The sequence below is a fragment of the Alloscardovia sp. HMSC034E08 genome (genome assembly GCF_001813415.1).
GTDB classification, from domain to species: Bacteria; Actinomycetota; Actinomycetes; order Actinomycetales; family Bifidobacteriaceae; genus Alloscardovia; species Alloscardovia omnicolens.
The window spans coordinates 1,174,515-1,200,078 of sequence record NZ_KV812468.1; the positions used below are offsets into that span (position 1 = coordinate 1,174,515).

A 25,564-nucleotide genomic window follows, 5' to 3' on the forward strand; every position below is an offset into this window, starting at 1 on the left:
CCATTTTTCTACGCTTCAGGTATGTTTTCACATCCATCCACAACAACTATATGTGCATAAATGTGAAAACATACGTATTTCATCCACACACAAGAGGTTATGCACAGCTTTTTCTCACACGATTTTTTATTTGTATTTTCTGGCTATAAGGTGTCGTACATGAACCAACAACGCTTACATTCAGATACTCCGCCTGCCTGCACGGTTAAGTCAGGAAAGAAGGTATCGGCTGCTGCCACACCGCCAACCGATGCACTGCATGATGCCATGCTCGTAACCGTTCCCGATGATTTGCCAGATTCTTTAGACAAGCGAATAGACCGCAAGACGATGATGTCTGCACACACATATCACAAGAAAATATTGCGCTCTCACCCCATGATTTCGGCAGACTTACGTCATCCTTTACGCCATGTCTCTGACTACCCTGGCCTTATGTGCTTGCATCGGCTACGCTCATGCCAAGCTCTCGATCAGTTAGACGATAACACCTTCTTCCCTGCTCGCTTTTCCGCTACTTCCTTTATGCGCGTGCATGTGGTGCGCGATGTGATTCCTGAGCATTCGATTGCTTCAGGGCTGCTCGCTGCTTGGATTTGGTTAGGAGGACGTTTCCCGGGACGCATTGACGTTATGCGCGACCATAATTACCATTCCATTCTTTTTGGACGCAAGGTACGATCCAGCGCTCGGCAAATCCATCACTCCTACTTATATGAGTTCGCAAATTTACTCGTTACCACTCCAGAAATTACTGCATGTGATTTAGCCTGTAGCGAGGATGCACGTAAGCATCCGGAAGAAGTGAGCGATTTATTGGTTGAGCTTGCGCAGCAGTATAACTTTACTGAGCATGATTGCCTCGAACTGATGCGAGAAAATACAAGACGTCCGCGCTATACAGCAGGACTGCATCTGCTGATTCGCGCTTTAAACAGACCCAATTATTCCGCAATGCAGTCACCTCAACCGTCTGCAGATAACGAGACAGAAAACGATAAAACTCACACCTCACAGGAGACGTAATGAATCAACCGTTTTATCCAGGCAGTCCTCCACCCGAACCGCCTCTTGAACTCACGCCTCGCGTAGCAACAGACCCGAGCACACCGCCAGAGATTTTATGGCATATTGCTCGCCATATTCCTGATTTAAGGTTTTGGATTATTGCTAATACGGCAGCTACGCCCGATTTACTCGAATATATTTCGCAAACTGGCGGGCCGCGAGTTAAAGAAGCTTTTGCTGTGCTTTTTGACTCATTTTAGCCTGCCTGTTAAGTCCTTACGAATTAACGGGAATTCTTCATGTCGAGTACGCGTGCGTACACATCTTTGCGAGACATAAACGAGCCGTCAGGAAGAGGATTATCTGCAACCACCTGCGTAATCGCTTCTTTGATGCGCACGTTATTGTTTTGTGCTGTGCGCACAGCAAGTTGAGCTAAGTCATCAATGCTGAGAATAGAGGAGCCTGCAGCCTGCACTGCTTCTTCTTCAGAAGCTCCTGCAATTACTAACACAATCTCACCACGAGGAGGATTATTGACCACACTTTCACGGATTTCACTAATTGTGCCACGACGAACTTCTTCGTAATCCTTAGTCAGTTCACGCGCTAAAGCCATAAGACGTGAAGAACCAAGAGCTTCTTCAAGATCGTTCATGGTCTCTTCAATGCGATGAGGAGTTTCATAAAAAACGATGGTTCGCATTTCGCCTGCTAAAGCACGCAAACGCTTCATACGTTCAGCATGTTTACGAGGTACAAAACCTTCATAGCAGAAACGGTCAGTCGGAAGACCTGACAGAGCTAAAGCATCGAGAACCGCAGAAGGACCCGGAGCACAAGTTACCGGCAAGCCGCGTTCAATAGCACGCCTCACAATGGCAAGACCAGGATCATTAATGGTAGGCATACCAGCATCGGAGACGACAAGAACAGTGGCACCAGACGCAACTTCGTCAAGAAGAGAATCTGCCTTACCACGCTCATTATGGTCGTGGTACGCCACCACACGCCCCGACACATGCACTCCCAAGCGACGAGCTAAATCATAAAGTCGTCGTGTATCTTCTGCTGCCACAATATCGGCTGTTTCAAGAAGAGTAACCAAGCGTGCTGATGCATCTGCTGTATTACCAATCGGAGTGGCTGCTAGAACCACACGACCGTCGTCAAGTTCTGTGCGATGTGTGTTGTCTTGTACATCTTCGCCGTATTCCATGCTTACTAGAGTACAACCACCTACATCACGCTGCACTATCGAGTTCTCAGCGCAAAGAAATCAGCACCTCTCGCTCGCCAGCAAAAAAGCTTTTACATGCCTGTTTATGTGGAAACTGTTTATATTCCGCGCTCTTCGAGGCATTCCTTCATTTTTCTCATAGACTAGGCAGAGGTTATGTAATTTCACCTCCAGGAGAGACATGGGTATCATCCATTTTTTTGTTAATTTGTTGAAAGATCCACGTGGCGCAATTGCAGGCTGGATCGCAATGGGCTTAGCGCCAACATACGCCTTTATTTTCCTTATTATTTTCGTGGAAACTGGCGTTGTCTTCATGCCATTCCTGCCAGGCGATTCCTTACTCTTTGCTGCAGGATATTTTGCTGGCGACCCTAATAATCCAATGTCTTTGGCAGTTCTCTTGCCAATTGTGTGGAGTGCCCCAATTATTGGTGACCAGTGCAATTACTTCATTGGACACTTCTTCGGTCGTCGCATTATCGAATCCGGCAAGGTTAAGGCTATGACCCCTGAGCGTGTTGCTAAAACTGAAGCCATGATTGAAAAGTGGGGACCTTTGGCTGTGTTCCTCGGCCGCTTCTTCCCATTCATTCGTACTTTTATGCCATTTATTTCCGGTTTATCCGGCATGAGTTGGAAACGTTTCACACCATACAGTGTTATTGGCGGTTTGGCATGGAGCTCTTTGTTCACTCTGCTCGGCTACTTCTTTGGCGGCATTCCATTCGTGCAAAAGAACTTTGAGCTGGTTATTGTTGCAATTTTGCTTGTTTCCCTTGCTCCAACTCTTATTGCTGGTGTTCGCAGCCTTCTTAACCGCAAGAAAAATAACGAGAAATAAGAACTAAAAACACATACGTCTAACGTGTATACACATCTGCGTATAGTATTATCACGTTAGATATGGGGCTATAGCGCAGTTGGTAGCGCGTTTCGTTCGCATCGAAAAGGTCGGGGGTTCGACTCCCCCTAGCTCCACCATTTGCACTCTACTTTGGATACAAAAGTGTGAGTGCGAACAGAACCCCGGGTTACGTGTTATGCCTTGTCAGACGCGTAACACGAGGAGGTCTCTGCGTTCTGGGTGGGTGCAGAGTGGCTGCTAAGGAAGCTCGATTAGGGTCGAACGGAGCGTCCGACGGGCGACCTGCTGGTCCGAATGCCCAAGGGCGTCAAAAAGTGCAAGCCACCGTCAAAAGTATGGGGTAGTCGTCAAAAAGTGTCGGTGGGGCGTCATGAGATGTGGAGTGCTGTGACGGTATCCATTCCGTTACTTCCAGCTCAGCTGGTCTTCGGCGTGTTGGATCTCTCAACGTCATGGTTAATATCTAATAAAGTTAATATAAATACAAAAGTTGCTATCCTAGGTTCATAATTGAAGATGAAGTAGTGTGGTACAGTCCCCACAGTTTAACCAAAGTTCGGCAGGTCTGTATCCCCGCTCCTATCTGAAGCTCACTCTCCACTTAGGAGCGAGGAGTGAGCTTCAGTTCGCGCTTGACGAAGAACGAAGCGAGATCAAGATTCGCCCAACTCAGCGGGCTAGGGTGATTTCAGAGAGTAAGGAAGAGAAGTGAACGCAATCGGTCTCGAAGAGCTCTGCGCGTCACCGCTCCCCGCGTCTCAGACAGGAGCTCTTGACAACGCGTTCTCCTACCCAACCAAGATTTCGGCAGAGAGTGTGGCGCTGTTCATCGCGTGCCACACCAAGCCTGGAGACCATGTTCTAGATGTGTTCGGAGGGTCGGGTGCAACCGCGGTTGTGGCTTTACTCTGTGAGCACCCAACTGAACGCATGCTCACGCTGGCCGGCATAGATCTAAGTCTGGTTTAGGCTCGACTTACGACTGTGCGCGGGCAGAATAAGCGCAATACGCGTCAGCGCCTAGCGGGATCGTCGTATGCGATCCGATGTGTCGTGCGGTGTGAAAAATAGCCAGAAACACAAGAAATCTCTCTAAGCCAAATGATCGCGAAAGGGCTTGAGAATTGAGTCCTAGATATAATAAATTTGGAGTAGTATTGTGCGTAATCTGGCCCGTTGTTTAGCAGGCCAGAGATTGCTCTTATGAGAGGAGAAAATAATGAGGAGACCTTGGGTGCGGTCAGTCGGGATTTTGCTGGCCACAGTGCTGGCAGTCGGGTTGTCTGGGGGAGTAGCTCAGGCAGCCGGTATTAGTTCTTGGGACGACGTTATTGCTACGGTTAATGGTCTTGGTGACGGCGGGTCAACAGAACTGTCAATCGCATCGGAAATAACGGTGGAAGATGGAGCTGATCCGCTAGTTGTGCCCGCGGGGAAACAAGTCACCTTCACGGGTAGCGGAAAGATCAGCGGAAATAAATCCCCGCTGTTCTCGGTAGAAGAGGGTGGGACACTCACCCTATCCGGTCCGACTTTCACCAACGTGCAGTTTAGCGTTGCGGGCGATATGAGCTTTGTGAGCGGCGCGATCCGCGACACTGCGATAACGGGCCCGGTCATTTTTGTCAACGGAGGAACTCTAACGATCAGTGGAGACGCCGAGTTTTCTGGCAACAACGTTTCAGATGAGTCTGGTAAACTTCGCCCGGACGGGGTAGAAAAACAAAAATACTCCCCAATCACCGCCTACAACGGCACCGTGCGAGTAAAAGGCGGAACGCTTAGCAAAAATACGGGGCTACTACGTGGCGGCGCGATTGGCCTATGGGCCAGAAACGGTGGACAGCCAACCTTTGAAATGACGGGTGGAACGTTAACTGGAAACGTTATTAGTCACCCCAAATACAGAGGCCGTGGCGGTGCAGTTTACGGCGAGGGTACCTCGGTGAATATCTCCGGAGGCACCGTGCAGGAGAACACCACGGAGATCGGCGCAGGTCTTGCCTTTATCAATAGTGACGTGTCTCTATCAGGTGGGGTTGTTGTTCAAGGCAACAACAACGGGGATTATGAAGGCGCTGGAGGTGGCCTCTTTCAAAGCGGAGGCACGCTGAACATCAGTGGCGCAACGTTTACAAAGAACGTGTCTACTGGTTCCGGCGGTGCGATTTACACAGAGGGTGATACGAAGGTCGATATTGCCGGCGCCGAGATAACTTCTAACAGCGCTTCGAGCTCTGGTGGAGGAATTGCTTTCAATGGAACTACGAAGGCGGTAATCCGCGCCGCAGTTTTGAGTGGCAACACTTCTAACGGCTTCTGGGGTGGCGGAGCAGTGTACAGCGCCACCAAATCCGAGGTCACGATTTACAACGGTCTTATTCGTGGCAACGCCATTAAGCCCGGCTTCCTGATCGGCATCGGCGGTAAGACCATTAGCGCCCAAGGCGGCGGCGTGTGGAATTGCCCCACCGGTTCGACAGTTATGCACGTAACTCGAGGCGTGGGTATTTTTGACAATAGCGTTCCAAATGTTCACCAGGATAAGAATGGTGGGGCCGGCGATGACTTCGCTAGCATCCTGAAGTACTTTGGAGATAATCCAGAGACACACAATTCGGTTGTAGTTACTGAAAGAATGCTCGGCGGTAGTCCCCGTCAATGGTTCCAAGACGGGTCTGCTTCCGGCGTACACACCAACTGGTCGGACGGTAAAGCAGTTCCGCGCTACTCGGCGGAGGGGCCGCACACGGCCATCAAGCCAAACGAAAAAGTTACCGAGAATATGGTTTTTAAGTCTGTTCCAACTGAGGACGCTAAGGCCATCGCGGAGATTCTTTCGACTGTGAAGATCACCGATAACGTAGCCACCGGCACTGGTATTTCCGGAGCTGGCATTGCCAACAACGGCAAGCTAACTTTTGGCGATCCTGACCCGTGGGAACTGAAGTTGGAAAAGAAGTGGGATAATGATGATCCCAAGGATCGCCCCGATAGCATTTTGGTGGACGTGAAGCTGGGGGACAAGATACTTGAGACCATCAAGCTCACAAAGGAGAATGGTTGGAAAGCTGATCTAACCAACTATCCCAATCCAAGCACCCTCATTGATGCCAAGACGGGCGAGACCATCCCACTGACCTTCATTGAGCGTCAAGTCGATGGCTACATGTCTCACAGCGCTGTAGTGACGGAAAACGAAGACACAAAGACAATCGAGGTTGAAATCGTTAACGAACCAGTTACCTCGGTACCTGTTGAGAAGCGGTGGTCTGGTGATGTGGAGGCTGATCGTCCGGGTTCTGTGACTATCAAGCTGTTGGCTGATGGCAAGCAGACGGATAAGTCTTTGGAACTGACTGCCGAGAATGGTTGGAAGGGTACGTTTACCGACCTACCGAAGTATGTGACGGTTGATAGTAAAAAGACTGAAATCGTTTATACGGTGGTTGAGGTAAAAGTTCCTGGCTACACCCCCTCTATCAGTGGTAGTGCAGCCGAGGGGTACGTGGTTACTAACACCAAGAACACCCCACCTCCGTTGGCTCGTACCGGCTCGGCAGTTCAAGGCCTGGTAGCAGTGGGCGTGACCCTGCTCGCTACGGGAATCTGGGCTGTATCCAAGCGTCGTCGCGCATAAGCCAGTTACTGTGGCCGGATGGGCCCGCTAAACGACGAGCCCATCCGGCCACAGTAACTGGCTTCCTCATTATTTAGTGAGCTAGTCATGCACCACAACATTTCACCTTCCGGCAATCCCTGGGAGGTGTTTTGTTATTGCTCTCCGGTCACATTAGCATCGGGCATTGTGTCCCATCAGAAATACCAGCGTAATTCTTCTCCGCAGCTGTGAGAATCCGAAGCTTGAACTCGATGATGACAGAGTGCGAATAGGAATAGGCGAAGTAAACCCCCGGAAGGTAGCTGAGTGATCTCAGCTACCTTCCGGGGGTTCTGTGCAACTACTGCACTGCAGGCAGGTTGCGTGTTGCTAGTTGGTTACATGAATCTGCGTGCGGTTAGCACGCCACCTGCAAGGAGTAACCATTCAGCGCGGAGGCCTTAACTTCTACCTTCGAGTTGTACGGGTAGCTGTATTTTCCGTCCTTGTTAGCTTTCAGCTCAACACCGTTTGCAGTGACGGTGTAGGCGACGCCCTCGGTCTTCTGAATCGTCACGTACGGTTCGACGGTGGAAGAAGGATCAGCAGCGGAAGGATTAATCAGCTTTGGAGCAGCAGGAGTTGCCAACTGTTCAGCTGGATCTAGCGTGCATGGCTTAGAAGCGACGCTGAGCTTCCACTTCGTGTCACCCTCAACCACGAACTTGTCCTTGAAATCCTGTTTCAGTAGCGCCGCTACCGAGACAGTGGTGCCTGCCTGAACCCGCTCGTAGTCAAAGTACTTGGATTCAGGAACCTGGACCGTGCCAGCAACTCCGCACTTATCGGAATCTGCAACGGTCGGAGCCTCGGGGGTAATTTTGCGGACAGCAGAACTTACCTTTACAGTCCAGCCGTCAAGGTCATTACCTTCAACGCTTTCAATGCGGAAGAGCTTAGCCTCTTCTGGATCATCAATCGACGCTGTCAACTGGTACCACTTGTAACGCCCCGTGTATCCAGAGAAGATGTCCAGGCTATTGCCAATTGAAGCGCGAGTAATTGGGCTATCTTGAGTGCCTACGTTATCAGCAGAGGGTCTATGAGAATCCCCATCGGCAAAAACATACTTGTTTGCAGCAGGGTCGCCACCATTGGTGATAAGGGGCTTGTAAACTTTTTCGCCGTCTCCTGTAACTGCGTCGCCGGCCTCATGTTGCGATACCCCAATTGTGATTGTGGGTGCCTTGCCAGCGGGAACCTCACCTAGATAGGTTTCCCCGTCCCACTCGCCTTTAACCAACTCAAACTTGAAATCGGTATTGGCCTGCTGGTCCATAGCCAGTTGTTTCACGCCATTACTATATCCAGTTCCAAAAGAGAATTGGCTGGGTCCGTGCTTCCCTAAGCGATATTGGTAGCAGTCCTGAATGCCGATCTTGTCAACACCCTTGTACTTGGGATCCTTGTGGTTCACGTCGAGTGGAATCTGCTCATCTTTACCAACGGTTAGTGTGAGCTTTGGCCACTCGTAGCCAAGTGGTCTACCGGTTGCTTGACCGCTTTTGAATTCGTAGACTGGACAGTATAGAAGCACGTTGACTGTAGTGCCTTTAAGCGCCGGGTCATACCGTTTTACTTTGTTACTCCAAGTAACCTCGAAAGTCTTGACATTGCTGCCGTCGTCAACACTGTTTGCTGCTACAGCGGTAGCGGCGCCTCCCAGTGTCAGTACTGCCGCACCTGCGAAAGCAGCTGTGGCGCGCAACCAATTCTTCATTGTTCCTCATGTATTCGACGAAAACATAGTGTTAATCTTACCAGGAGGGGCGATTCATCCGAAGCTAAAGGGATATAGGCGTATTCGGTGTCACCTGTGTACTACTACACCCCCGAGTGAACCAATGGATCCAGTTCATTCCGGGGATAGTTATTTGAAGATGTCTTTAGACAGACGTTTCTAGTAGTGAGACATCGTCGAGGTGCCAAGGCTAGCCCAATGGTCAATCCACTCTGCGTCAGACGTTGGTATGTTCACACACCCATGTGAGTCGTCCGGTCCTGTCCAACCGAATGTACGTTGCCACAGGGTAGCATGAATCGAATAAGGCTTGTGGAAATAAGACACCCACGGCACATCCGGTTCCACGTAGCGCCTACCATCATCATTCAGACCATCCCTTCTTCGTCGAGCGTGATGCGCCCAAGTGCGTAGAGGCTTTCGAGTGCGTCGATGAGCTTGATCGGATCGGTCATGAGCGGGCCAAGCTGGGTAGCGAGCTCATTGTGATTCATAGGGTGGTCGAGTAGGCGCATGATCTCTGGCATGGGGGGACGCGGTCGCCTGGTACGAGAAGAGTTTGTTAGGCAGAAGCATCGAGTACCCCACATGATCGGACGAAGTAGGACACGATGAACGCGCAGAAACGGCAGTCCTGCTTGGTGACCTGACTGAGGCGTTCGGTCAGATCGTTGTGAACTCGTGCAGGTGAGTATCCCTTGGCTACCAGCTTGCGAGACAGGGCTTTGATCTATGCTCACGGAAGGTCGTCATCAAAGTTCTTAAGCTGGGCTTGTCTTGCATCTGCTTCTCGATGAACCGGAAGTAGCGCGTCACGTGGGTCATTACTTCGTCGTAGATGAAGTAATCGGACTGTTCGTCGATCTTGTCTTTGACGGCCACTGGATCATATGTGAGCAGCTCGAGATCCTTCAGATTTGCGTTGCCTAGCTTCTCGACGACCCTGGTGATTCCGCGCTCAATGTCCACTGTTGGGGTCACCTGGCGAGACTCAGCACTTTGTACTTGGAGCTGCTTGATTTTCGATAGTTCGATCTCTTCGGATTTACAGGTGACTGAGGGAATAGGAGTGGAAGCAGCTCTGGCATAGTGCGATGAGGTTGGGGTAGTCGCGTGTACCGCCCTCACCATACGCCCAACCTTCAGTCAGAATATCATCAAAACCATTTCTTCATCAATGACGGCGTCGAGTACCAATACAAAGGGAACTGCAAAACAACAGCATCCGCGCGCTCAATCAGCTCGTACTCAGCCTTTACACCAATCGCATAATCCGGATACTGCGCATACATGTTTCGCACGAGAACATCGTCTAGCTCAGCGACAGGGTCAACCAACGCACGATTTACAACAGATCCGGCAAGATCGGAATGAAATATATAAACCACAGCGGCCATTTTCTTCTTTCTGTTCAAAGTCAGCGTCTTCTGTGACCCGGCCCGTTCCCCATTCTATACTCACACCCCCGCAAACATCGCCCGCCCGATGTAGCATATATTCCCCAAACGATTACCACAGAATATACACACTTGTACGGCTCGCATCAGCATGGCGCGCACTAGAATTCTTATGGGGACACAGATAAAGCACTTGATGAGGGTACGACAGTGACAGAACAACAGCCCAAGGTTCGCAACTTAGCACTCGAGGGATTGCGCGGTTTCGCGATCCTGCTCATTATTCTCTACCACTTTAACGAGCACCTGATGCAAGGCGGTTTCGTGGGCGTAGAGATTTTCTTCGTTCTTACCGGCTTTCTGATTACTCGCTCCCTCCTCCCGACCGCACCGGCCCCAGTCCCAGCCCAACCGCTGTCTAAAAAGTCCGCGAAAAAACAGCGTAAAGCGCTTAAGCGGGAGCAAAAGCAGCCTCCTGCACCCCCGGTTTCACAGACTCCGACACACTCATCCTACATTTTCAAACGCTTTATACGCATTTACCCACTCATGCTCACTGTCGCGAGTGTATCCGTTGTGGCCGCATATCTTCTGGACAAGGACGCGCTCGTCGCTGCCAAGAAGTCTGCGTTGTGGGTGCTCACCTCGACCTTTAACTGGTACTCGATCCTCAACGATGGCAATTATTTCGCAGCGTCCTCGCCAGATATTTTCCATCATTTATGGTTCGTCTCGTTGATTGTGCAGATGTACATTATTATTCCGCTGGTCGTTCTGACCGCAAAAGCATTGGGCCGCAAGTCCACCAACAAAACGCGCATCGCAGGCATTGCGCTCACCGCAATCCTCGCCATCGCGAGTGCAGCGGAAATGGCCATTTTGTGCCAAACCAGCGCAAATGCTTCGGACGTTTCGCGCCTCTACTACGGCACCGATACGCACAGTTTTGGCGTTTTCTTAGGGATGTGCTTAGCCTTCGCTCTACCTAAACACATCAAAGCACACTCCGCACTCTCCGTCACCGCCTTCACCGCACTGAGCTACCTCACTATTGTCGCCTTCACCCAGAAAGAAGGCCTGTTCATCTTCAGCGGCGGCCTCTTCCTCACAGCAGTAGCAGTAGCTATCATCATCGCAGACGCACGATCCGATAGCTCTTGGATGAAGCCGATGCTCACTTGGCTCCCACTCACGATTTTGGGCAAGTACTCGTATGGCCTCTACTTGTGGCACTGGCCGATTTATGTGCTCATGAAGCGTACGGTACATATCAGCAAGCTTGTGGACGATTGGCTCGTTCCCTATGCCTCGCTCGCTCTGGCTGCGCTGCTCACGCTCGGCACATATTACCTCATCGAGCGGCCACTTAAAAGGCTTAACGTAGCCAAAAATTCCGGTGCCATGATCGCCAGCATCGCTGTTGCCATCGTTCTCGTTGTCTCCTCGGTGAGCGCGAGCGCTGTTATTTTGCCGCAAGCGCTTGACAGCACGCAGCTCGAACAGCAGCTGTACGACGCCGCGCAGAAGCTGGCTGAGCAGAACCGCAAGAACGAACTGGAGCGCAGGAAACGCGCAAAGGAAGCAAAGGAACAGTTCGCGATGCCGTCCGGCGATAACATGACCGGTATTGGCGATTCCGTTATGCTCGGAGCCTCGGCCGCGCTCAACGACCGTTTCCCAGGCATTACCATCGACGCCGCCGTTTCGCGTCACTCCTCGACAGGCGTCGACATTATTAACACCATGAAAGCCGCGGGAACGCTTAAAAAGTACGTGATTATTGCGCTGACCACGAACGGTTTAGCAACTCTTGACGAGTTCCAGCAGATGAGCGATGCGCTCGGCCCCGATCATGTGATGATTTTAGTGAACGCGCACGCTGACCGCTCGTGGATTGCTAGCTCGAATCAGAACGTCACCACGTTCGCGCAAGAACATCCTGATAGCGCTTTGGTCGTGAACTGGGACGCTGCAGCCACAGCGCACCCAGAAGTTCTCGGACCAGACGGTATTCACACCACCCCTGATGGTGGCGGCTCTCTGTACGCGCAAACGATTGCTGATGCTTTGCAAGACTGGCTCAATCAGCAGATCGCGAAAAAAGTAAACGCGGGCTAACCTTTATGCGCGAAAAAGCGGGCAATATCGTCAATTCCCAAGCCCTCGTAATCGCGCACGAACTGCGAGGCTAAACCGCGTTCGTGCGCATCAATACTGGAGTAGCCGGTAACCGATACCCAGGATGCGCCGGACGCAGCGGCAGCGGTTAGACCCGGAACAGAATCCTCAAAAATCAAGCAGTCCTTAATATCGACGCCCATCGTGCGCGCAGCCAAAAGGTAAGGTTCCGGGCTCGGCTTGTGCGGCACTTCGTCGTTATCGCACACGTAGGCCATAAACGCGCCTTCAGGAGCCTGTTCCTTCACGTTGCGCGCCATCTTTTCTGGCGAACTGGTCACGATCATCTGCGGAATGCCGGCGTCGCGCACAGCAGTAATCAGATCGTACACGCCTGGCAGCCATGGCAAGCGCTCAACTTCCTTCTTGTAGACGAACTCGACCATAAAATGAGCGATGTCCTCGGCGCTCATATCGGTAACGCCCGCCTGAATCATAAAATTCGCAACGAAGGCGAGCGAGCTTCCCTGCAACTGCGCGGCAATATCTGGCGTCCATGTGCCGCCGGCGCGGTCGAGCAGCGCGCGCTCACTTTCGCCCCAGTACGGCTCGGAATTAATGAGCGTGCCGTCCAAATCCCACATGACTGCAGCTGGTAACGTCGTCGATTTCGAGGTTGCGTTATTCATTCCCACACTTCACTTTCAGCGTTATTTTATGCCAACAACGATATTACCGTGCGCACTCTAACTTGCCGCGCTATCTTAGGCAGTAGACGTTAAGGTGGGTTATTTTTCCCTAAACTGTCTACCTTGTCGACCCCCTTTACACAAACCTATTAGAGAAATAATATGACAAAGATCTTGATTGTTGTTGGTTCCCAGCGCGCAAACGGTTTCTAGGCACAGCTCGCAAACGAAATTAAGAAGACCATCGGCGACCGCGCTGAGGTTGACTTCTTCGACTATTCCGAGGTTCCATTCGTTAACCAGGACATCGAATTCCCAGCTCCAGCTTCAGTTGCTGCTACTCGCGACGCTTTCGAAAAGGCTGACGGCGTCTGGTTCGTCTCCCCTGTATCCAACGGCGTGAAGATTACCTTCTCCTCCGTATCCGCTCACGACTCCTTTAACCACATGTTCACAGACGTTGTGCGCTTGGCTAAGTTCATCGGCATGGACGTTCTCGAGGAGCCATTGTTCGGTCACAGCCTTACCGCTGAGTGGGCTACCGGCGAACTCGCTTTGAGCGATGGCGAGCGCGCTGCACTCGAAGCTCAGGTGAGCGCTTTCTTGGCGAAGATTGGCTAGTTGTTCCGTTTCCTAGCTTTTACTGGTGGATGAGTTATTTCGGCGCGTTCGCCCGTTTTTTATTGGTTATTTGGGGGTGGGTGGTTGTGTTCGCAGCGTTTTTGCTGTGAGCCAGGACGTGTGCGCACGCCGTTTGACTGACTGCACGTAAACTGCCCATTTTGAGCCGAAATACAGCTTTCGCGCATGAACGGTCGCATGATGATTGCCTGCCAGTCGCGTGTTGGCTGATTTTTCCGTGCTTTTGTGTGGCCAGACATGACGGCTGGGCACGTTGCATGGTTGAGAGCGCTCGGTTGGGCGCGTGAATCGTGATTGGCTATAGCCGCTCACTTTTCACGCCTGCGTGCTAGGTCTTGAAGGTTGGTAGTTCGTCGTGCTGCCAATCTCCACGCACGCCTAGAGCTTTCTACGAGCTTTCGAACGAACGCGAAGATTGTCAGTATAATATTACGGGTAAAGTGCCAGCCACGGTTTGCGACCTTTGTGCGCTAAGAGGAACAAGAGAAAACGCAAGAAACCCCCGGTCAGCACCACACACCAGGGAAGAGGGATACACACATGGATAATGCAAAAGGGGGTTGCAGTATCTATCGGACGAAGATGCAATCTTCATTAAGAACTTTATGTTGTCGTCAGGCTCGCTCAAGGAAATGAGCAAGCTGTACCGCATTTCGTATCCAACCTTGCGCCGCCGCCTCGATCAGCTTATTAACAAGATTCACATGTATAACCGCGCACCGGACGATATGTTCGTCACCCTCATCCTCTCGCTCATGATGGACGAGAAGATCGATATTAAGACCGCGCAAACCCTCATTAAGAGCTATCAGGAGCTACACGCCGCTCTAGCCCCAATTGAGGAGATCTCCGAGCTGCGCGATTCCGAGGGACTAGGAAACCCCCTCGTCTATTCAGACCGCAGATATTAACGTAAACGAAGAGCGCTCCGATCATCGCCGCGCGGAAACCACGCTCTAGGCTAAACACTGCGCTCGCTCGCCCAGTGGTGGTGCTAACGTGGAAGTCTGCTATGCACCCGTTGCACACCCTGTCTATATTCGTGTGTATTTGTGCCGAAACAACGTCTCCAGATTTACGCTCTGGCTCGTCGCGCCCAAAAACTCCCTGAAACTAGCAGTCCGTTTGGCGCTTTCCTTTCGCACCGTGGTGCATATTTGGCTAACACTTGATTAAAAAGAAAGGAGAAAAATGTCGCGCAAAAATACTAAAAACACCGCAGAGACCACGTCCGCAGAAACCGCAGACTCCCTCGATGCCCGCGAGCGCGCCGCCCTCGAGCAGGCCGAACTTGCCATGCAACAGTTAGAAGACAACAACGGCTATGGCGATGGAGACGGCTCAGTCCGCGATTTTGGAACACTACTCAAAAGTCTTCGTCAATACAAGAAAGCAGCTTATCTCACCCCTATTTTGGTGGCTATCGAGGCACTTTTTGAGGTGCTCATCCCTACTTTCATGGCTTTTCTTATCGATGAAGGCTTAAACAAGCATGACATTTCCAAGGTTTGGCAGTGGGGTCTTGTTCTCCTGGTCATCGCTTTGTGCTCTCTGGCAGCCGGTATTGGTGCAGGTCGTTACGCGGCGCAGGCGGCAACAGGTTTGTCTCGCAACTTGCGTCATGATTTGTTCAAGAAGGTGCAAGACTTCTCCTTCACGAACATTGACCGCTTCTCCTCAGGTTCGCTCGTCACGCGCCTGACCACAGACGTAACCAACGTTCAGAACTCTTTCCAAATGCTGATTCGCGTGGCTTTCCGCGCTCCGCTCATGGTTATTTTCGCGTGGTTCTTCACCTTCCGCATTAGCCCAAGCATTTCCTTCGTCTACTTGGCTCTTATTCCATTGGCAGGTGGCGCGCTCATCGGCATTATTGCCAGCGTCCACCCTATTTTCGTGCGCGTTTTCCGCGTATACGACCGCCTCAATTCCAATGTAGAAGAAAATCTGCTCGGCATCCGCGTGGTAAAGTCCTTCAACCGCGAAGATCACGAAGACTTTAAGTTTAAGCACATTTCCTCGGCTATCTACAAGTTCTTTGTGAAGGCAGAACTACGTTTGGCATATTCGAATCCAATCCTTATTAGCTCCATTTACATTGCTATGCTCATCTTGAGCTGGATGGCTTCGCGTCAGATTGTAGTCTCTGGCAATGTTGCGGCTAACGGTTTAACCACGGGTGATCTCACCTCGCTTATTACCTACACGCTGCAAATTATGATGGCTATGATGATGATTTCCTTCATCTTCATCATGATTATTATTTCGCGCGCCTCCGCCAGCCGTATCGCTGCCGTTTTGCGCGAAGAATCCACGGTTACCACGCCAGATAGGGCGCTCACCGAGGTTGCCGACGGCACTGTGCAGTTTAAGGATGTTACGTTCCGTTACTCCGATCAGTCCGAAAAAGACGTTCTTTCACATATTAATATTACGATTCCATCCGGCTCCACTGTGGGCATTGTGGGCGGTACCGGTTCAGCGAAGTCCTCGCTAGTTCAGCTCATCCCTCGTTTGTACGATGCCACCGATGGTTCGGTGCGTTTGGGCGGCCGCGACGTGCGTAACTACGATCTGGACGTTTTGCGTACAGAAGTGGGCATGGTTTTGCAGAAGAATATTCTGTTCAGCGGCACTATTGCCGAAAACTTGCGCTGGGGTGACCCTAATGCCACCGATGAAGAAATCCGTCATGCCGCTCATTTGGCTTGTGCCGATGAGTTTATTGACCAGTTCCCAGATGGCTATGATTCTCGCGTGGAGCAGGGCGGATCGAACTTCTCAGGCGGTCAGAAGCAGCGTTTGTGCATCGCTCGAGCGCTCTTAAAGAAGCCGAAAGTATTGATTTTGGATGATTCCACGTCTGCAGTTGATACAAAAACAGACGCAAGCATTCGTAACGCTTTTGCTCAGGAAATTCCTGATACAACCAAGATTATTATTGCTCAGCGTATTAGCTCGGTAAAGCATGCCGACCAGATTATCGTGATGAGCAACGGTACCGTTTTAGACCACGGTACGCACGACGAACTGATGGAAAGCTGCGAAGAATACCGTTCTATTGCGCAGTCTCAGGAAAAGGGAGGTGCTATTGATGAGTAAGGAACAAGGCGCACATCGCGGCACATTAAAGCGCCTCATTAAAGAATTAGTGCGCGGTAACGAGCTGCGCTTGGCAGTGGTTTTCATCTGCATCGTTATTGTGGCCGTGGCCAACGCCAGCATGGCTTTGTTCGTTAAAACGCTTATCGACAACTACATTGTGCCGCTGGTAGGCCAGACGAACCCAGATTTTGGCCCGTTGGCTCAAATTTTGGGCGTTATGGCAACGATTTATGCGCTCGGCGTATTGTCTAACCTCCTCTACGCTCGCATTTTGGTGCGCGTAGAACAAGGCACGCTCAAAAAGTTGCGTGACGACATGTTCGAGCACATGCAGAAGCTGCCAATCCGCTTCTTCGATACGCATCAGCATGGCGACATCATGAGCTTCTATACGAACGATACAGACGTGCTGCGCCAGGCTATCTCTCAATCAATGCCTGCGATCTTCTCGTCCGCTATCTCTATGCTCGCCGCGTTCATCTCTATGCTCTATCTGAGCGTACCGTTCGCGCTCGGCGTGCTCGTGTACACGGTGTTCGTGGTGCTCGTTATCCGTTTCCTTGCCGGGACCTCTGGTCGCTTCTTTGTGAAGCAGCAGAAAGCGCTCGGCGATGTGAACGGTTTTATCGAGGAAGCGATTAACGGTCAGAAGGTTATTAAAGTCTTTACGCACGAGGAAGCGACCCAAAAGCAGTTTGACGAGGAGAACGACAAACTGTTTAACGCGGCTCTTACCGCAAACTCGTACGGTAACGTTACCATGCCTGCGGTGGGTAACCTCGGCTACCTGCTGTACGTTATTATCGCTCTCGTGGGCGTATACGCAAGCTTGGCAGCGTTCCCAAACTTCGGTTTGGCTGGATCGAGCGCGCTGACTATCGGTACGCTCATCTCTTTCCTTACGCTGTCTCGCAGCTTTATTAACCCGATCGCTCAGATTTCTAACGAGTTTACGATGGTTATGCTCGCGCTGGCCGGCGCGTCACGTATCTTTAGCCTGCTCGATGAGAAGGTTGAGCACGATAACGGTACTGTTACGCTCGTCAACGCGCTGATTAAGCCGGACGGCAGTATTACCGAAAGCTCTAAGCATACGAATGCGTGGGCATGGAAGGTGCCAGAAGGTATTGAAGTGCGCGAAGACGTGGCGGAAGTTTCTGCTGAAGGCCGCAAGAAGAGCGTATACACTCGCTTGCGCGGCGATATTCGCTTTACTAACGTGGACTTTAGCTACAATCCAGATCGCGAAATTTTGCACGATATTACCTTGTATGCAAAGCCGGGTCAGAAGGTGGCGCTCGTGGGCGCAACCGGTGCGGGAAAGACGACCATTACCAACTTGGTCAACCGTTTCTACGACATTCGTTCGGGTGAAATTCTCTACGATGGCATCGATATTTCGCACATTAACAAGAACGATTTGCGTCGAAGCCTAGGCGTGGTGCTGCAGGACGTGAACCTGTTTACCGGAACTGTTATGGATAACATTCGCTACGGTAAGCTCGACGCCACCGACGACGAGTGCATTGAAGCGGCCAAGCTGGCGAATGCGGACGGCTTTATTCGCATGCTTCCGCAGGGATACGATACCGTGCTGTCGGGCGATGGCAGCGGTTTGTCGCAAGGTCAGCGTCAGTTGCTGTCGATTGCGCGCGCAGCTGTAGCAGATCCGCCAGTTATGATTCTGGACGAAGCAACCTCGTCGATTGATACCCGCACCGAGGAGATTGTTCAGGCCGGTATGGATGCGCTGATGGAAGGCCGCACTGTGTTCGTTATTGCACACCGCCTCTCCACCGTGCGCAACTCCGACGTGATTATGGTGATGGATCACGGCCGCATTATTGAGCGCGGCACCCACGACCAACTGATCGAGCAAAAGGGACAGTATTACCAGCTGTACACCGGCGCGTTTGAGTTGGAGTAGTTAAAGTAGGGGGTTGCTTCGGCTGGGTCGGTTAAGTTAAGGAACCGCTTCGAGATCTTGATTGTAAGGTTTCGAGGCGGTTTTTTGTATAAAGAACTCCAGACCTCGGAGTAGATTCTCAAGAAATGAAATACGCACATATTTCATTTCTTGAGAAGAGGGGGGAAATGGAAAAGCAGCCTTTAAGCGACTTTGTGAGCTTCGCACCGGGAATAAACCCGACTCGGGCAGAGGAACAATTCAGTAAAACGCAGTTCACTTATTACGATCAGACCTCCTTTACACAAGATTACTACCACACGTCCGGAAAACTTCAGGAGAGAGAAATTCCTGGCGCTTTAGAAGATTTTGCAGTGCACACAGGCGATGTGGTTATTAGTAATTCTCTACACAAAGCAACACTTGTACATTCTGAGAACTCTGGAAAGATACTCTCTTTGAACTTTACTCGAGTGAATTTTACTGGCACAGAATTAGATAAACACTTCTTCATTTATCTCTTCAATGAGCACGCCGACGCGCAACGACAAAAAGATCGTGAGATACAAAATACGAAAACATCTGCACGTCTCCCTCTCAAAGGATTACGCAATATAACCATTCCCATTGTTCCACTCAAGGAACAGCTCACACTAGGACAGATATACAGGAACGTTCTTACACTGCGCGGCAAGCTCAATCGATACGCAGAGCTTCTCAACGCGTTCGCAATTAACATTCTCGAAGACAATCTCAAGGAGAAATAAAGATGAGTGAATACAAAAATCAATCTGAACTCGAATTCGCAGCAGAAGTAATCAAGCATCTCACTCACATCGGTGGCGTAAAACAATGGCAGTACATGCCCGAGATTAAAACTACAGAACATCTGTGGCAAAACTTTAAGAAGATTTTGGAACAGAACAACCAAGCACGCTTGGATTATCCTCTCTCTCCTACTGAGTTCGCTCAGATTAAGAAAATTATCTCTAGCTTCACTAACCCGTACCAAGCTGGCCAATTCCTTTATGGTATCAACTGAGTATCGGAAATTGAAGTAGATTTAGATAATGGAAAGCATATTTTTCTCACAGTCTTCGACCAGTCACAAGTTGGTAGCGGCAACACTGTTTATCAAGTGGTAAACCAGATTGAACGCCCTAAAGTAGTCGACGGTAAGAAAGATCGCCGCTTCGATGTTACCTTGCTCATTAACGGTCTTCCAATTGTTCAGATTGAGCTGAAGAAGTCGATGCATTCAGCCAATGAAGCGTTGAATCAGATACAGCAGTATATTACAGAGAAGCAATACAGCGATATTTTCTCTACGCTTCAAATTTTAGTGGCTATGACTCCACACGAGATCCGCTACATGGCAAACACAAAGGAAGAAAGCTTCAACAAAGCTTTTGCCTTCAATTGGCAAAATGAGGACGACGCAAAGCCAGTATATTCATGGAAGACCTTCACGGATCGCGTGTTATCTATTCCAATGGCTCACGATCTCGCCACTCGCTATATGGTTGTGGACGGCACAAAGAATAAGGAAAGCATTAAGGTAATGCGCCCGTATCAGGTATACGCCACCAAGCGAGTGCTCGAAGCCGTGAATAAGTTTAAGTTCGATACAGAAGGCAAGCTTGGCTATGTATGGCATACCACTGGTAGCGGTAAGACAATCACCAGTTTTAAGACTGCATGGCTGGCAAGCCGTTTGTCTCATGTGGATAAAAGGTTGTCTTCCTTGTTGACCGTATTGCACTAACGAATCAGACCGCAGACGCATACAAGGCATATGATCCAGCAACAGGTTCAGATGATAAGACTGGTGTAGTAAGCGATACCGCCAGCGTTCAGGATTTACATCGCAAACTCACCCGAAAGAGTGATAAGAACATTATCGTTACGAGTATTCAGAAGATGTCTCGATACGTATCTCGTAAGGACTTCAAAGCACCTAAGGATAATATTCTCTTTATTGTCGACGAAGCACACCGTTCAACTGGCCAGGCTCCTGAACAAAAGGCCCATTATGTTCATGAGTTAGTTGAAAACCTCAAAAATGACAGTACTGAAGGCATGCTTCAGAAAATTCGCGAAGCTCTGCCAACCTCTGCATGGATTGCATACACAGGTACACCAAAGTTTCCTGAAACAAGACAAATCTTTGGCGGACTTCTTCACGCGTACACCATTAAAGAAGCTATCGCCGATAAGAACGTACTTGGTTTTAATGTGGAATTTAAGGAGACCATTAAAGCTCCAGAAGACGCCACTTTGGAAGATACGGACGATAACATTAAGGCAAGCGTATACGATACAAGCGATGAGCATGTGAAGCTCGTCGTAGAAGACATCTTTAAGTATTGGAAGAACCGCTCTAACGATCGCAAATACAACGCTTTGCTCACTGTTCATGTGGGAGGAAACAAGGCTTCTACCCCACGCGCAATGCAGTACTTCAACAGATTCCAAGAAGTAAATGCAACTCTCCCTCAAGAAGAACGTTTGAAGATAGCTGCTAGCTTCTCGGATGATACGTCGAACAGTGACCACCAGCTCGAACACAATGAAACTCTACTAAGCGCTATGCAGCGCTATAACAAAGAGTTCGGAACCGCTTTCGATATGAAGCAGGTAAAGGAATATACCGAAGATGTGTCACATCGTCTTAACAAGACGGCAGGCGATGGGAAATTCCTTGATCTTGTGATTGTGGTGGATCAACTTCTAACTGGTTTTGATGCTCCAGAAATGAATACCTTGTATGTGGATAGAACTTTGAAGGGCGCAAACCTTATTCAGGCATATTCCCGCACAAACCGTATGCACAATCTCGTGACTAAGCCGTGGGGCAATGTGGTGAATTATCGCTGGCCACAAGAGAACGAGCATCAGATGAATAAGGCATTCTATCTGTACTCGAACCGCGATTCTGCACTTGAATAGGATATTTTAGACATTCCAAAAGAAGAACTGAGCAATGCAAATTCTAATGCTGGCATTACATCTCAACCAATTGAAGTAGTTCTGGACGAGGCTCGCGAAGTTGTCGATAAGTTGCGCGAGCTGACAGACAACTTTACTGATAAGCCAAAGGGCGAACATGCAGAAGACGAGTTCATTGCTACCCTTAACCAATACAACCAAATCATTAGCCAGCTAAAGCAATATACGGTTAATGAAGACGACGAGCCAATCTCAATGTACACCGATTCTGACTACTTCTACGACTCCATCGGGCTATCGTACGATGAAGAGGGCTTCTTAAATACTGTTCGTATGCAGTTAGAAGAAACTCTTAAACGAGAGGTTCCAGGCGGTTCAACTCCAGTTGAGCTCGAGATGGTGCACATTATCGATGTGCGCATTGACTACGATTATCTTGTCGATCTGATTGCTCTGTTCGCTGAACAAGTACGCTGCGGTAACTTTGAAGCCGCCGATGAGACCCGCAAGAACATCGAAGCAGAAATCGCTAAGACGGATAACGACAAAGAACGCAAGAAGGTTCGTAGGTTCGTTGACAAAATCTACGATAAAGAATTCGAGTTCGATTCTTATCCTGTTACACGCGATGTTGATGAAATGCAGAAAGCCATGGATAAAGCCCAGCATGACGGCACAATTCGTCTGCTCACGGGATTTGTTCGCCATTGGGGCTTGGACAACAGTATTACTCCGAATGATCTAAAAGCTCTCATTTCCAAACACAAAGTAGGTGAAGAGGATCTCGACAAGCAAGGCGAGCTAAACAAGATTATGCTGAATGCGCGCCAGGATTACAAGGAAATCGCAAGTCTTGAAGTGACCATGCTCTCATGGGTTAAGTACCGTAACGAATTCCGTACAGCATTTTATGAGTTAGCTGACACTATTATGGAGGACGAATAAGCTATGTGTACTATGCTGTGCATATAGAAAAAGGAAACATAAATATGGGTGAAAACAAACCACAAGAACCTGCCATCAGGTTCAAGGGTTTTACTGACGCTTGGGAACAGCGTAAGTTGGAGGATGTCGGAACTATAAACCCCAAAGCACTCAATACTTTCTTCACAGTCGCAAAGCTTGGGTTTCCTTGTTTGCTAAGGCTCTTATACAAACTCACGCGATGCACATCAACTTCATTCGCAATTTTTCCCATTCCATACGCTCGGGCAACATCGTCGAGAGCGTCAAGGAAGACTTCGACATCATCTCTTTGTATTGCAGTGTCTAAATAAGCGGTAACCGCTTCTTCATCATCCAAGTAATCTACTGGATCAAAGGTCAGTAATTCCCTATCTTCTGCGGTTCATCCTTGGACCTCGCCTGCACTCTGCGTCATGTTCATGTCCTCCCCTCGCACACTTCTAATGTAGCTCACAAACTACAACCTCCACCCCCCAACTTGTCACAACCTTGACATAACACACACCGTGCGTTTGCATTCGCCGTCTTTACTGTGAGTTGTCCCTATAACACAACTCTAAGGAAAAAGACACATGTCATTAAAAACAAAACGTAATACAACTCGCACACTAACCACCGCAGCCGTCGCCGGTTTAGCCGCTCTCTGCCTCTTCTCTCTGTCCGCGTGCGGTTCGAAGGCAGCAGCCGCCCACTCGAACGGAGCAAGCGCAGCAAACTCAAACAGCACAGCAATCTCCGGCTCCGTCTCCACGAACGGCTCCACCTCGATGGAAAAGGTCATCGGCGGCTTGTCCGAAAAGTTCATGGCTGAGAATTCTCAAGTAAAAATCACCTACGATGCCACAGGTTCGGGAACAGGCATTGAATCCGCATCGAACGGTTCTGCAGACATCGGCCTGTCCTCGCGCGAGCTGAAGCCAGAAGAGCAAGAAAAAGGCCTTAAAGCAACGCCTATCGCTCTCGACGGTATCGCGATCATCGTATCCGCGAAAGCACCGGTAAAGAACCTGACCCTCTATCAAATCAAGCAGATTTATACGGGCGAAGCGACGAACTGGAACGAGGTGGGCGGTCCAAACTTGGAGATCTCTCCTATCGGTCGCGAAAACGGTTCGGGTACGCGCGACGGTTTCGAATCAATCACGGGAACTGCCGACAAAACAGTGCACGCTCAAGAGCTCACCTCTACCGGCGCGGTTATCGAGGCTGTAGCGAACAATCCGAACGCAATCGGATACGCTTCGCTGTCTGCGGTCGAGGGCAAGAAGAACGTGGCCATGCTCACAGTTAACGGCGTAATCTGCTCGGAAAAGACCGTGCAGGACGGCTCCTACCCTATCCAGCGCCCGTTTAACCTCGTTACGAGCAACAGCGCCAATCTCAGCCCGGCAGCCCAGGCTTTCTATAAGTTCTGCCTCGATCAAAAGAACGCAGACCTCATCCGTTCCGCGGGCGCAGTACCGCTAGCAAAGTAGCGCGTGCTAGAAAGCAACACCATGCTACGACAAACTCGCGCAATAGAACGCGCTGCGTCCCTGTTTTTCCTCGCGTGCGGCACCGCGATTGTGGGAATCGCACTGGTTATAACCGCGTACCTGGTTATTGCCGGCATCCCCGCCATCGCGCGCGTAGGCCTGGCGAACTTCCTCTTCTCTGCCACATGGACTCCAAGCGCCGATCGTTTCGGTATCTTGCCGTTTATCCTCACGAGCGTGTGGGGAACGGCGGGCGCTCTCGTGCTGGCTATCCCGGTGGGCGTGCTCACCGCACTGTATTTGTCGAAAATAGCACCCAAACCGGTGGCGAGCATCATGCGCTCGTGCGTGGAACTTCTAGCGGGCATTCCGTCTGTTATCTACGGTTTAGTGGGCATGATTCTTATTGTACCTACCCTGCAGCACCTGTTTAACCTATCGAGCGGCGCCTGCCTGCTGGCCGCGATTTTAGTGCTTTCCGTTATGGTTCTGCCCTACATTATTAGCGTTTCGCTCACCGCTTTAAACGCGGTTCCGACGCAGTACGAGCACGCCTCGCTCGCTTTGGGCGCTTCCCCGGTGGAAACCTATGTTAAGGTGTCGCTTCGTGCGGCGTCGAGCGGTGTTTTCGCTTCTATTATTCAGGGCACGGGTCGCGCGCTGGGAGAAGCGATGACCATTATTATGGTCGCCGGCAATGTGGCGCATATGCCCGGCCTGTTCGAGCCGGTACGTTTTATGACCACCGCTATTACTTCGGAAATGTCGTACGCCGCGTACGGCAGTCTGCACAGAAACGCTCTGCTGTCCATCGGCTTGGTTCTGTTTCTGTTTATTGTGCTTATGACTACTTTGTTCCACGCCCTCACCGGCAAGGAGGCTCATTAAATGACCGCTCTTGTTCACAACGCTGCTCTGCCCGCGCGCTTAACCGTTGTACCTCGTCTTCACGGGTTACAGAAAGCTCGCCGCCGCATCGTTTCGGCTGTTTTGACTGGTTCGATGATTTTCTGCACGGCCGCAACCGCCACGATTTTGCTCGGTATTATCGGTTTCGTTCTCTACCGCGGATTGCCGGCTTTATCGCTCGATCTGCTCACCGGCGAAACCTCGTATTTAAGCGACACTATTGGTATTTTGCCGAATATCTTAAATACCTTGTATTTAATTATTGTCACCATGCTGCTGGCTACTCCTGTGGGTGTGGGCGCGGCAATCTATCTGAATGAATACGCTCGGCAGGGCTCTTTTACGCGTGGTATCCGTTTCGCTTTAGAAACTCTGGCGGGTATTCCTTCTATTATTTGCGGTCTGGTAGGCATGTTGGTGTTTATTCACCTGTTCGGGCTCAGCCAGGGTATTTTGGCCGGTGGCCTTACTTTGGTGATTATGGTGCTGCCCACCATTGTGCTCAACACTCTGGAAAGCTTGCAGTCGGTACCAAACCGCTATCGTGAAGGTGCTTTAGCGCTCGGCGGCGGCAAATTCCATATGGTGGCAACCGTTGTTTTACCGTCCGCTATGCACGGTATTGCCACGGGCTGTGTGCTCGCGGTCGGGCGTATTGTGGGCGAATCAGCAGCTTTGCTCTATACGGCTGGTTTCGGTCTAGTGCTTAACGATTTCTTTACCGCTCTCGAAACTTCCTCCGCTCCGCTCACCGTAGCGCTGTATGTGTACGCGTCTGAGCGTGGCGCTATCGATGTGGCTTTCGCCATCGGAGCCGTGCTCATGACTATCACCCTCGTTCTTAACTTCGCCGCTCATACTGCGGCTCATCTCCTGCGAAAAGGATAAGA

General features: G+C 50.4%; 27 protein-coding genes, 1 tRNA gene and 1 pseudogene. 20 read left to right on the forward strand and 9 right to left on the reverse strand.

Annotated features, from left to right (window positions below; translation table 11 throughout):
* The first annotated feature begins 159 nt into the window (after positions 1-159).
* A complete protein-coding gene (locus HMPREF2909_RS06650) occupies positions 160-1,026 on the forward strand; it encodes a hypothetical protein (protein ID WP_071415667.1) in 867 nt (288 codons plus the stop codon).
* Positions 1,026-1,268 carry a variant leucine-rich repeat-containing protein gene (locus HMPREF2909_RS06655; protein ID WP_021617441.1) on the forward strand — a complete coding sequence of 81 codons (243 nt, stop codon included), beginning with the start codon at positions 1,026-1,028 and terminating at the stop codon, positions 1,266-1,268. Before HMPREF2909_RS06650 ends, HMPREF2909_RS06655 begins: the two co-directional genes overlap by 1 nt.
* Before the next feature lie 23 nt (positions 1,269-1,291).
* Here the strand turns inward: HMPREF2909_RS06655 and rsmI are convergent, their stop codons facing one another.
* Positions 1,292-2,227: a 16S rRNA (cytidine(1402)-2'-O)-methyltransferase gene (gene rsmI / locus HMPREF2909_RS06660; RefSeq protein ID WP_021617440.1), complete on the reverse strand. Its 936-nt coding sequence runs from the start codon at positions 2,225-2,227 to the stop codon at positions 1,292-1,294.
* A gap of 202 nt (positions 2,228-2,429) precedes the next feature.
* Here rsmI and HMPREF2909_RS06665 point away from each other — a divergent pair, with 202 nt between their 5' ends.
* The 4 genes from HMPREF2909_RS06665 to HMPREF2909_RS06685 all read left to right on the forward strand — a co-directional run bounded on the left by HMPREF2909_RS06665 (position 2,430) and on the right by HMPREF2909_RS06685 (position 6,756).
* On the forward strand, positions 2,430-3,092 hold the full coding sequence (locus tag HMPREF2909_RS06665; protein ID WP_021617439.1) for a VTT domain-containing protein: 663 nt from the start codon (positions 2,430-2,432) through the stop codon (positions 3,090-3,092).
* 64 nt (positions 3,093-3,156) lie between these two features.
* Positions 3,157-3,232, forward strand: a tRNA-Ala gene (locus tag HMPREF2909_RS06670).
* Positions 3,233-3,824: 592 nt separating this feature from the next.
* Entirely contained in the window at positions 3,825-4,085 is a 261-nt protein-coding gene (locus tag HMPREF2909_RS09900; RefSeq protein WP_071415669.1) for a DNA methyltransferase, read from the forward strand.
* An 889-nt stretch (positions 4,086-4,974) separates the two neighbouring features.
* Positions 4,975-6,756, forward strand: a complete 1,782-nt coding sequence (locus HMPREF2909_RS06685; protein WP_210387883.1) for a Cna B-type domain-containing protein — start codon at positions 4,975-4,977, stop codon at positions 6,754-6,756.
* Positions 6,757-7,135: 379 nt separating this feature from the next.
* On the opposite strand, the gene HMPREF2909_RS06690 is transcribed toward HMPREF2909_RS06685, so the two are convergent.
* The 6 genes from HMPREF2909_RS06690 to HMPREF2909_RS06700 all read right to left on the reverse strand — a co-directional run bounded on the left by HMPREF2909_RS06690 (position 7,136) and on the right by HMPREF2909_RS06700 (position 9,906).
* Positions 7,136-8,497, reverse strand: coding sequence for a hypothetical protein (locus HMPREF2909_RS06690; RefSeq protein ID WP_071415671.1), 1,362 nt, complete (start codon positions 8,495-8,497; stop codon positions 7,136-7,138).
* Positions 8,498-8,677: 180 nt separating this feature from the next.
* Entirely contained in the window at positions 8,678-8,866 is a 189-nt protein-coding gene (locus HMPREF2909_RS09905; protein ID WP_373604530.1) for a L,D-transpeptidase family protein, read from the reverse strand.
* 20 nt (positions 8,867-8,886) lie between these two features.
* The gene (locus HMPREF2909_RS09200; protein WP_168165273.1) at positions 8,887-9,045 is read right to left on the reverse strand and encodes an ABC-three component system middle component 7; all 159 of its coding nucleotides are present in this window, start codon (positions 9,043-9,045) and stop codon (positions 8,887-8,889) included.
* Between the two features lie 35 nt (positions 9,046-9,080).
* Positions 9,081-9,248, reverse strand: a complete 168-nt coding sequence (locus HMPREF2909_RS09910; RefSeq protein ID WP_373604538.1) for an ABC-three component system protein — start codon at positions 9,246-9,248, stop codon at positions 9,081-9,083.
* Positions 9,221-9,499 (reverse strand): ABC-three component system protein, encoded by a 279-nt coding sequence (locus tag HMPREF2909_RS06695; RefSeq protein ID WP_148130817.1) that lies wholly within the window; start codon positions 9,497-9,499, stop codon positions 9,221-9,223. The genes HMPREF2909_RS09910 and HMPREF2909_RS06695 overlap by 28 nt, the downstream gene beginning before the upstream one ends.
* Before the next feature lie 176 nt (positions 9,500-9,675).
* The gene (locus HMPREF2909_RS06700; RefSeq protein ID WP_168165274.1) at positions 9,676-9,906 is read right to left on the reverse strand and encodes an NAD(P)H-dependent oxidoreductase; all 231 of its coding nucleotides are present in this window, start codon (positions 9,904-9,906) and stop codon (positions 9,676-9,678) included.
* 219 nt (positions 9,907-10,125) lie between these two features.
* Here HMPREF2909_RS06700 and HMPREF2909_RS06705 point away from each other — a divergent pair, with 219 nt between their 5' ends.
* Complete coding sequence (locus HMPREF2909_RS06705) at positions 10,126-12,033, forward strand: acyltransferase family protein (protein WP_071415674.1); 1,908 nt, start codon at positions 10,126-10,128, stop codon at positions 12,031-12,033.
* Here the strand turns inward: HMPREF2909_RS06705 and HMPREF2909_RS06710 are convergent.
* A complete protein-coding gene (locus HMPREF2909_RS06710) occupies positions 12,030-12,722 on the reverse strand; it encodes an HAD family hydrolase (protein WP_084797298.1) in 693 nt (230 codons plus the stop codon). The two genes, HMPREF2909_RS06705 and HMPREF2909_RS06710, sit on opposite strands and share 4 nt — an antisense overlap.
* 228 nt (positions 12,723-12,950) lie before the next feature.
* On the opposite strand from HMPREF2909_RS06710, the pseudogene HMPREF2909_RS09915 reads away from it, so the two are divergent.
* The 10 genes and pseudogenes from HMPREF2909_RS09915 to HMPREF2909_RS09375 all read left to right on the forward strand — a co-directional run.
* Positions 12,951-13,109, forward strand: a pseudogene (locus tag HMPREF2909_RS09915) (NADPH-dependent FMN reductase); the annotation flags it as partial.
* 12 nt (positions 13,110-13,121) lie between these two features.
* Positions 13,122-13,343: a hypothetical protein gene (locus HMPREF2909_RS09520; protein ID WP_246815527.1), complete on the forward strand. Its 222-nt coding sequence runs from the start codon at positions 13,122-13,124 to the stop codon at positions 13,341-13,343.
* 581 nt (positions 13,344-13,924) lie between these two features.
* Positions 13,925-14,275, forward strand: coding sequence for a DUF2089 family protein (locus HMPREF2909_RS06720; protein ID WP_071415676.1), 351 nt, complete (start codon positions 13,925-13,927; stop codon positions 14,273-14,275).
* 280 nt (positions 14,276-14,555) lie between these two features.
* Complete coding sequence (locus tag HMPREF2909_RS06725; protein WP_071415677.1) at positions 14,556-16,466, forward strand: ABC transporter ATP-binding protein; 1,911 nt, start codon at positions 14,556-14,558, stop codon at positions 16,464-16,466.
* Positions 16,459-18,396, forward strand: coding sequence for an ABC transporter ATP-binding protein (locus HMPREF2909_RS06730; protein WP_071415678.1), 1,938 nt, complete (start codon positions 16,459-16,461; stop codon positions 18,394-18,396). Before HMPREF2909_RS06725 ends, HMPREF2909_RS06730 begins: the two co-directional genes overlap by 8 nt.
* Before the next feature lie 167 nt (positions 18,397-18,563).
* On the forward strand, positions 18,564-19,142 hold the full coding sequence (locus tag HMPREF2909_RS06735) for a restriction endonuclease subunit S domain-containing protein (protein WP_071416018.1): 579 nt from the start codon (positions 18,564-18,566) through the stop codon (positions 19,140-19,142).
* A gap of 2 nt (positions 19,143-19,144) precedes the next feature.
* Positions 19,145-19,417 (forward strand): hypothetical protein, encoded by a 273-nt coding sequence (locus HMPREF2909_RS09360; RefSeq protein ID WP_210387884.1) that lies wholly within the window; start codon positions 19,145-19,147, stop codon positions 19,415-19,417.
* A gap of 96 nt (positions 19,418-19,513) precedes the next feature.
* A complete protein-coding gene (locus HMPREF2909_RS09660) occupies positions 19,514-20,140 on the forward strand; it encodes a type I restriction endonuclease (RefSeq protein ID WP_210387885.1) in 627 nt (208 codons plus the stop codon).
* Positions 20,131-21,324, forward strand: coding sequence for a type I restriction enzyme subunit R domain-containing protein (locus HMPREF2909_RS09370; protein WP_210387912.1), 1,194 nt, complete (start codon positions 20,131-20,133; stop codon positions 21,322-21,324). Before HMPREF2909_RS09660 ends, HMPREF2909_RS09370 begins: the two co-directional genes overlap by 10 nt.
* Positions 21,325-21,435: 111 nt before the next feature.
* Positions 21,436-22,269: a type I restriction endonuclease subunit R, EcoR124 family gene (locus HMPREF2909_RS09375; protein WP_246815528.1), complete on the forward strand. Its 834-nt coding sequence runs from the start codon at positions 21,436-21,438 to the stop codon at positions 22,267-22,269.
* Between the two features lie 10 nt (positions 22,270-22,279).
* Here HMPREF2909_RS09375 and HMPREF2909_RS08900 read toward each other — a convergent pair whose 3' ends face one another.
* Positions 22,280-22,651 carry an addiction module antidote protein gene (locus HMPREF2909_RS08900; protein WP_084797300.1) on the reverse strand — a complete coding sequence of 124 codons (372 nt, stop codon included), beginning with the start codon at positions 22,649-22,651 and terminating at the stop codon, positions 22,280-22,282.
* A 211-nt stretch (positions 22,652-22,862) separates the two neighbouring features.
* Here HMPREF2909_RS08900 and HMPREF2909_RS06745 point away from each other — a divergent pair, with 211 nt between their 5' ends.
* The 3 genes from HMPREF2909_RS06745 to pstA are packed head-to-tail and all read left to right on the forward strand — an operon-like array spanning position 22,863 to position 25,562.
* Positions 22,863-23,765 (forward strand): phosphate ABC transporter substrate-binding protein, encoded by a 903-nt coding sequence (locus HMPREF2909_RS06745; protein ID WP_084797301.1) that lies wholly within the window; start codon positions 22,863-22,865, stop codon positions 23,763-23,765.
* A gap of 21 nt (positions 23,766-23,786) precedes the next feature.
* Positions 23,787-24,653 carry a phosphate ABC transporter permease subunit PstC gene (gene pstC, locus HMPREF2909_RS06750; RefSeq protein ID WP_071415679.1) on the forward strand — a complete coding sequence of 289 codons (867 nt, stop codon included), beginning with the start codon at positions 23,787-23,789 and terminating at the stop codon, positions 24,651-24,653.
* Positions 24,654-25,562 (forward strand): phosphate ABC transporter permease PstA, encoded by a 909-nt coding sequence (gene pstA / locus HMPREF2909_RS06755; protein ID WP_084797302.1) that lies wholly within the window; start codon positions 24,654-24,656, stop codon positions 25,560-25,562.
* Positions 25,563-25,564: the final 2 nt, after the last annotated feature.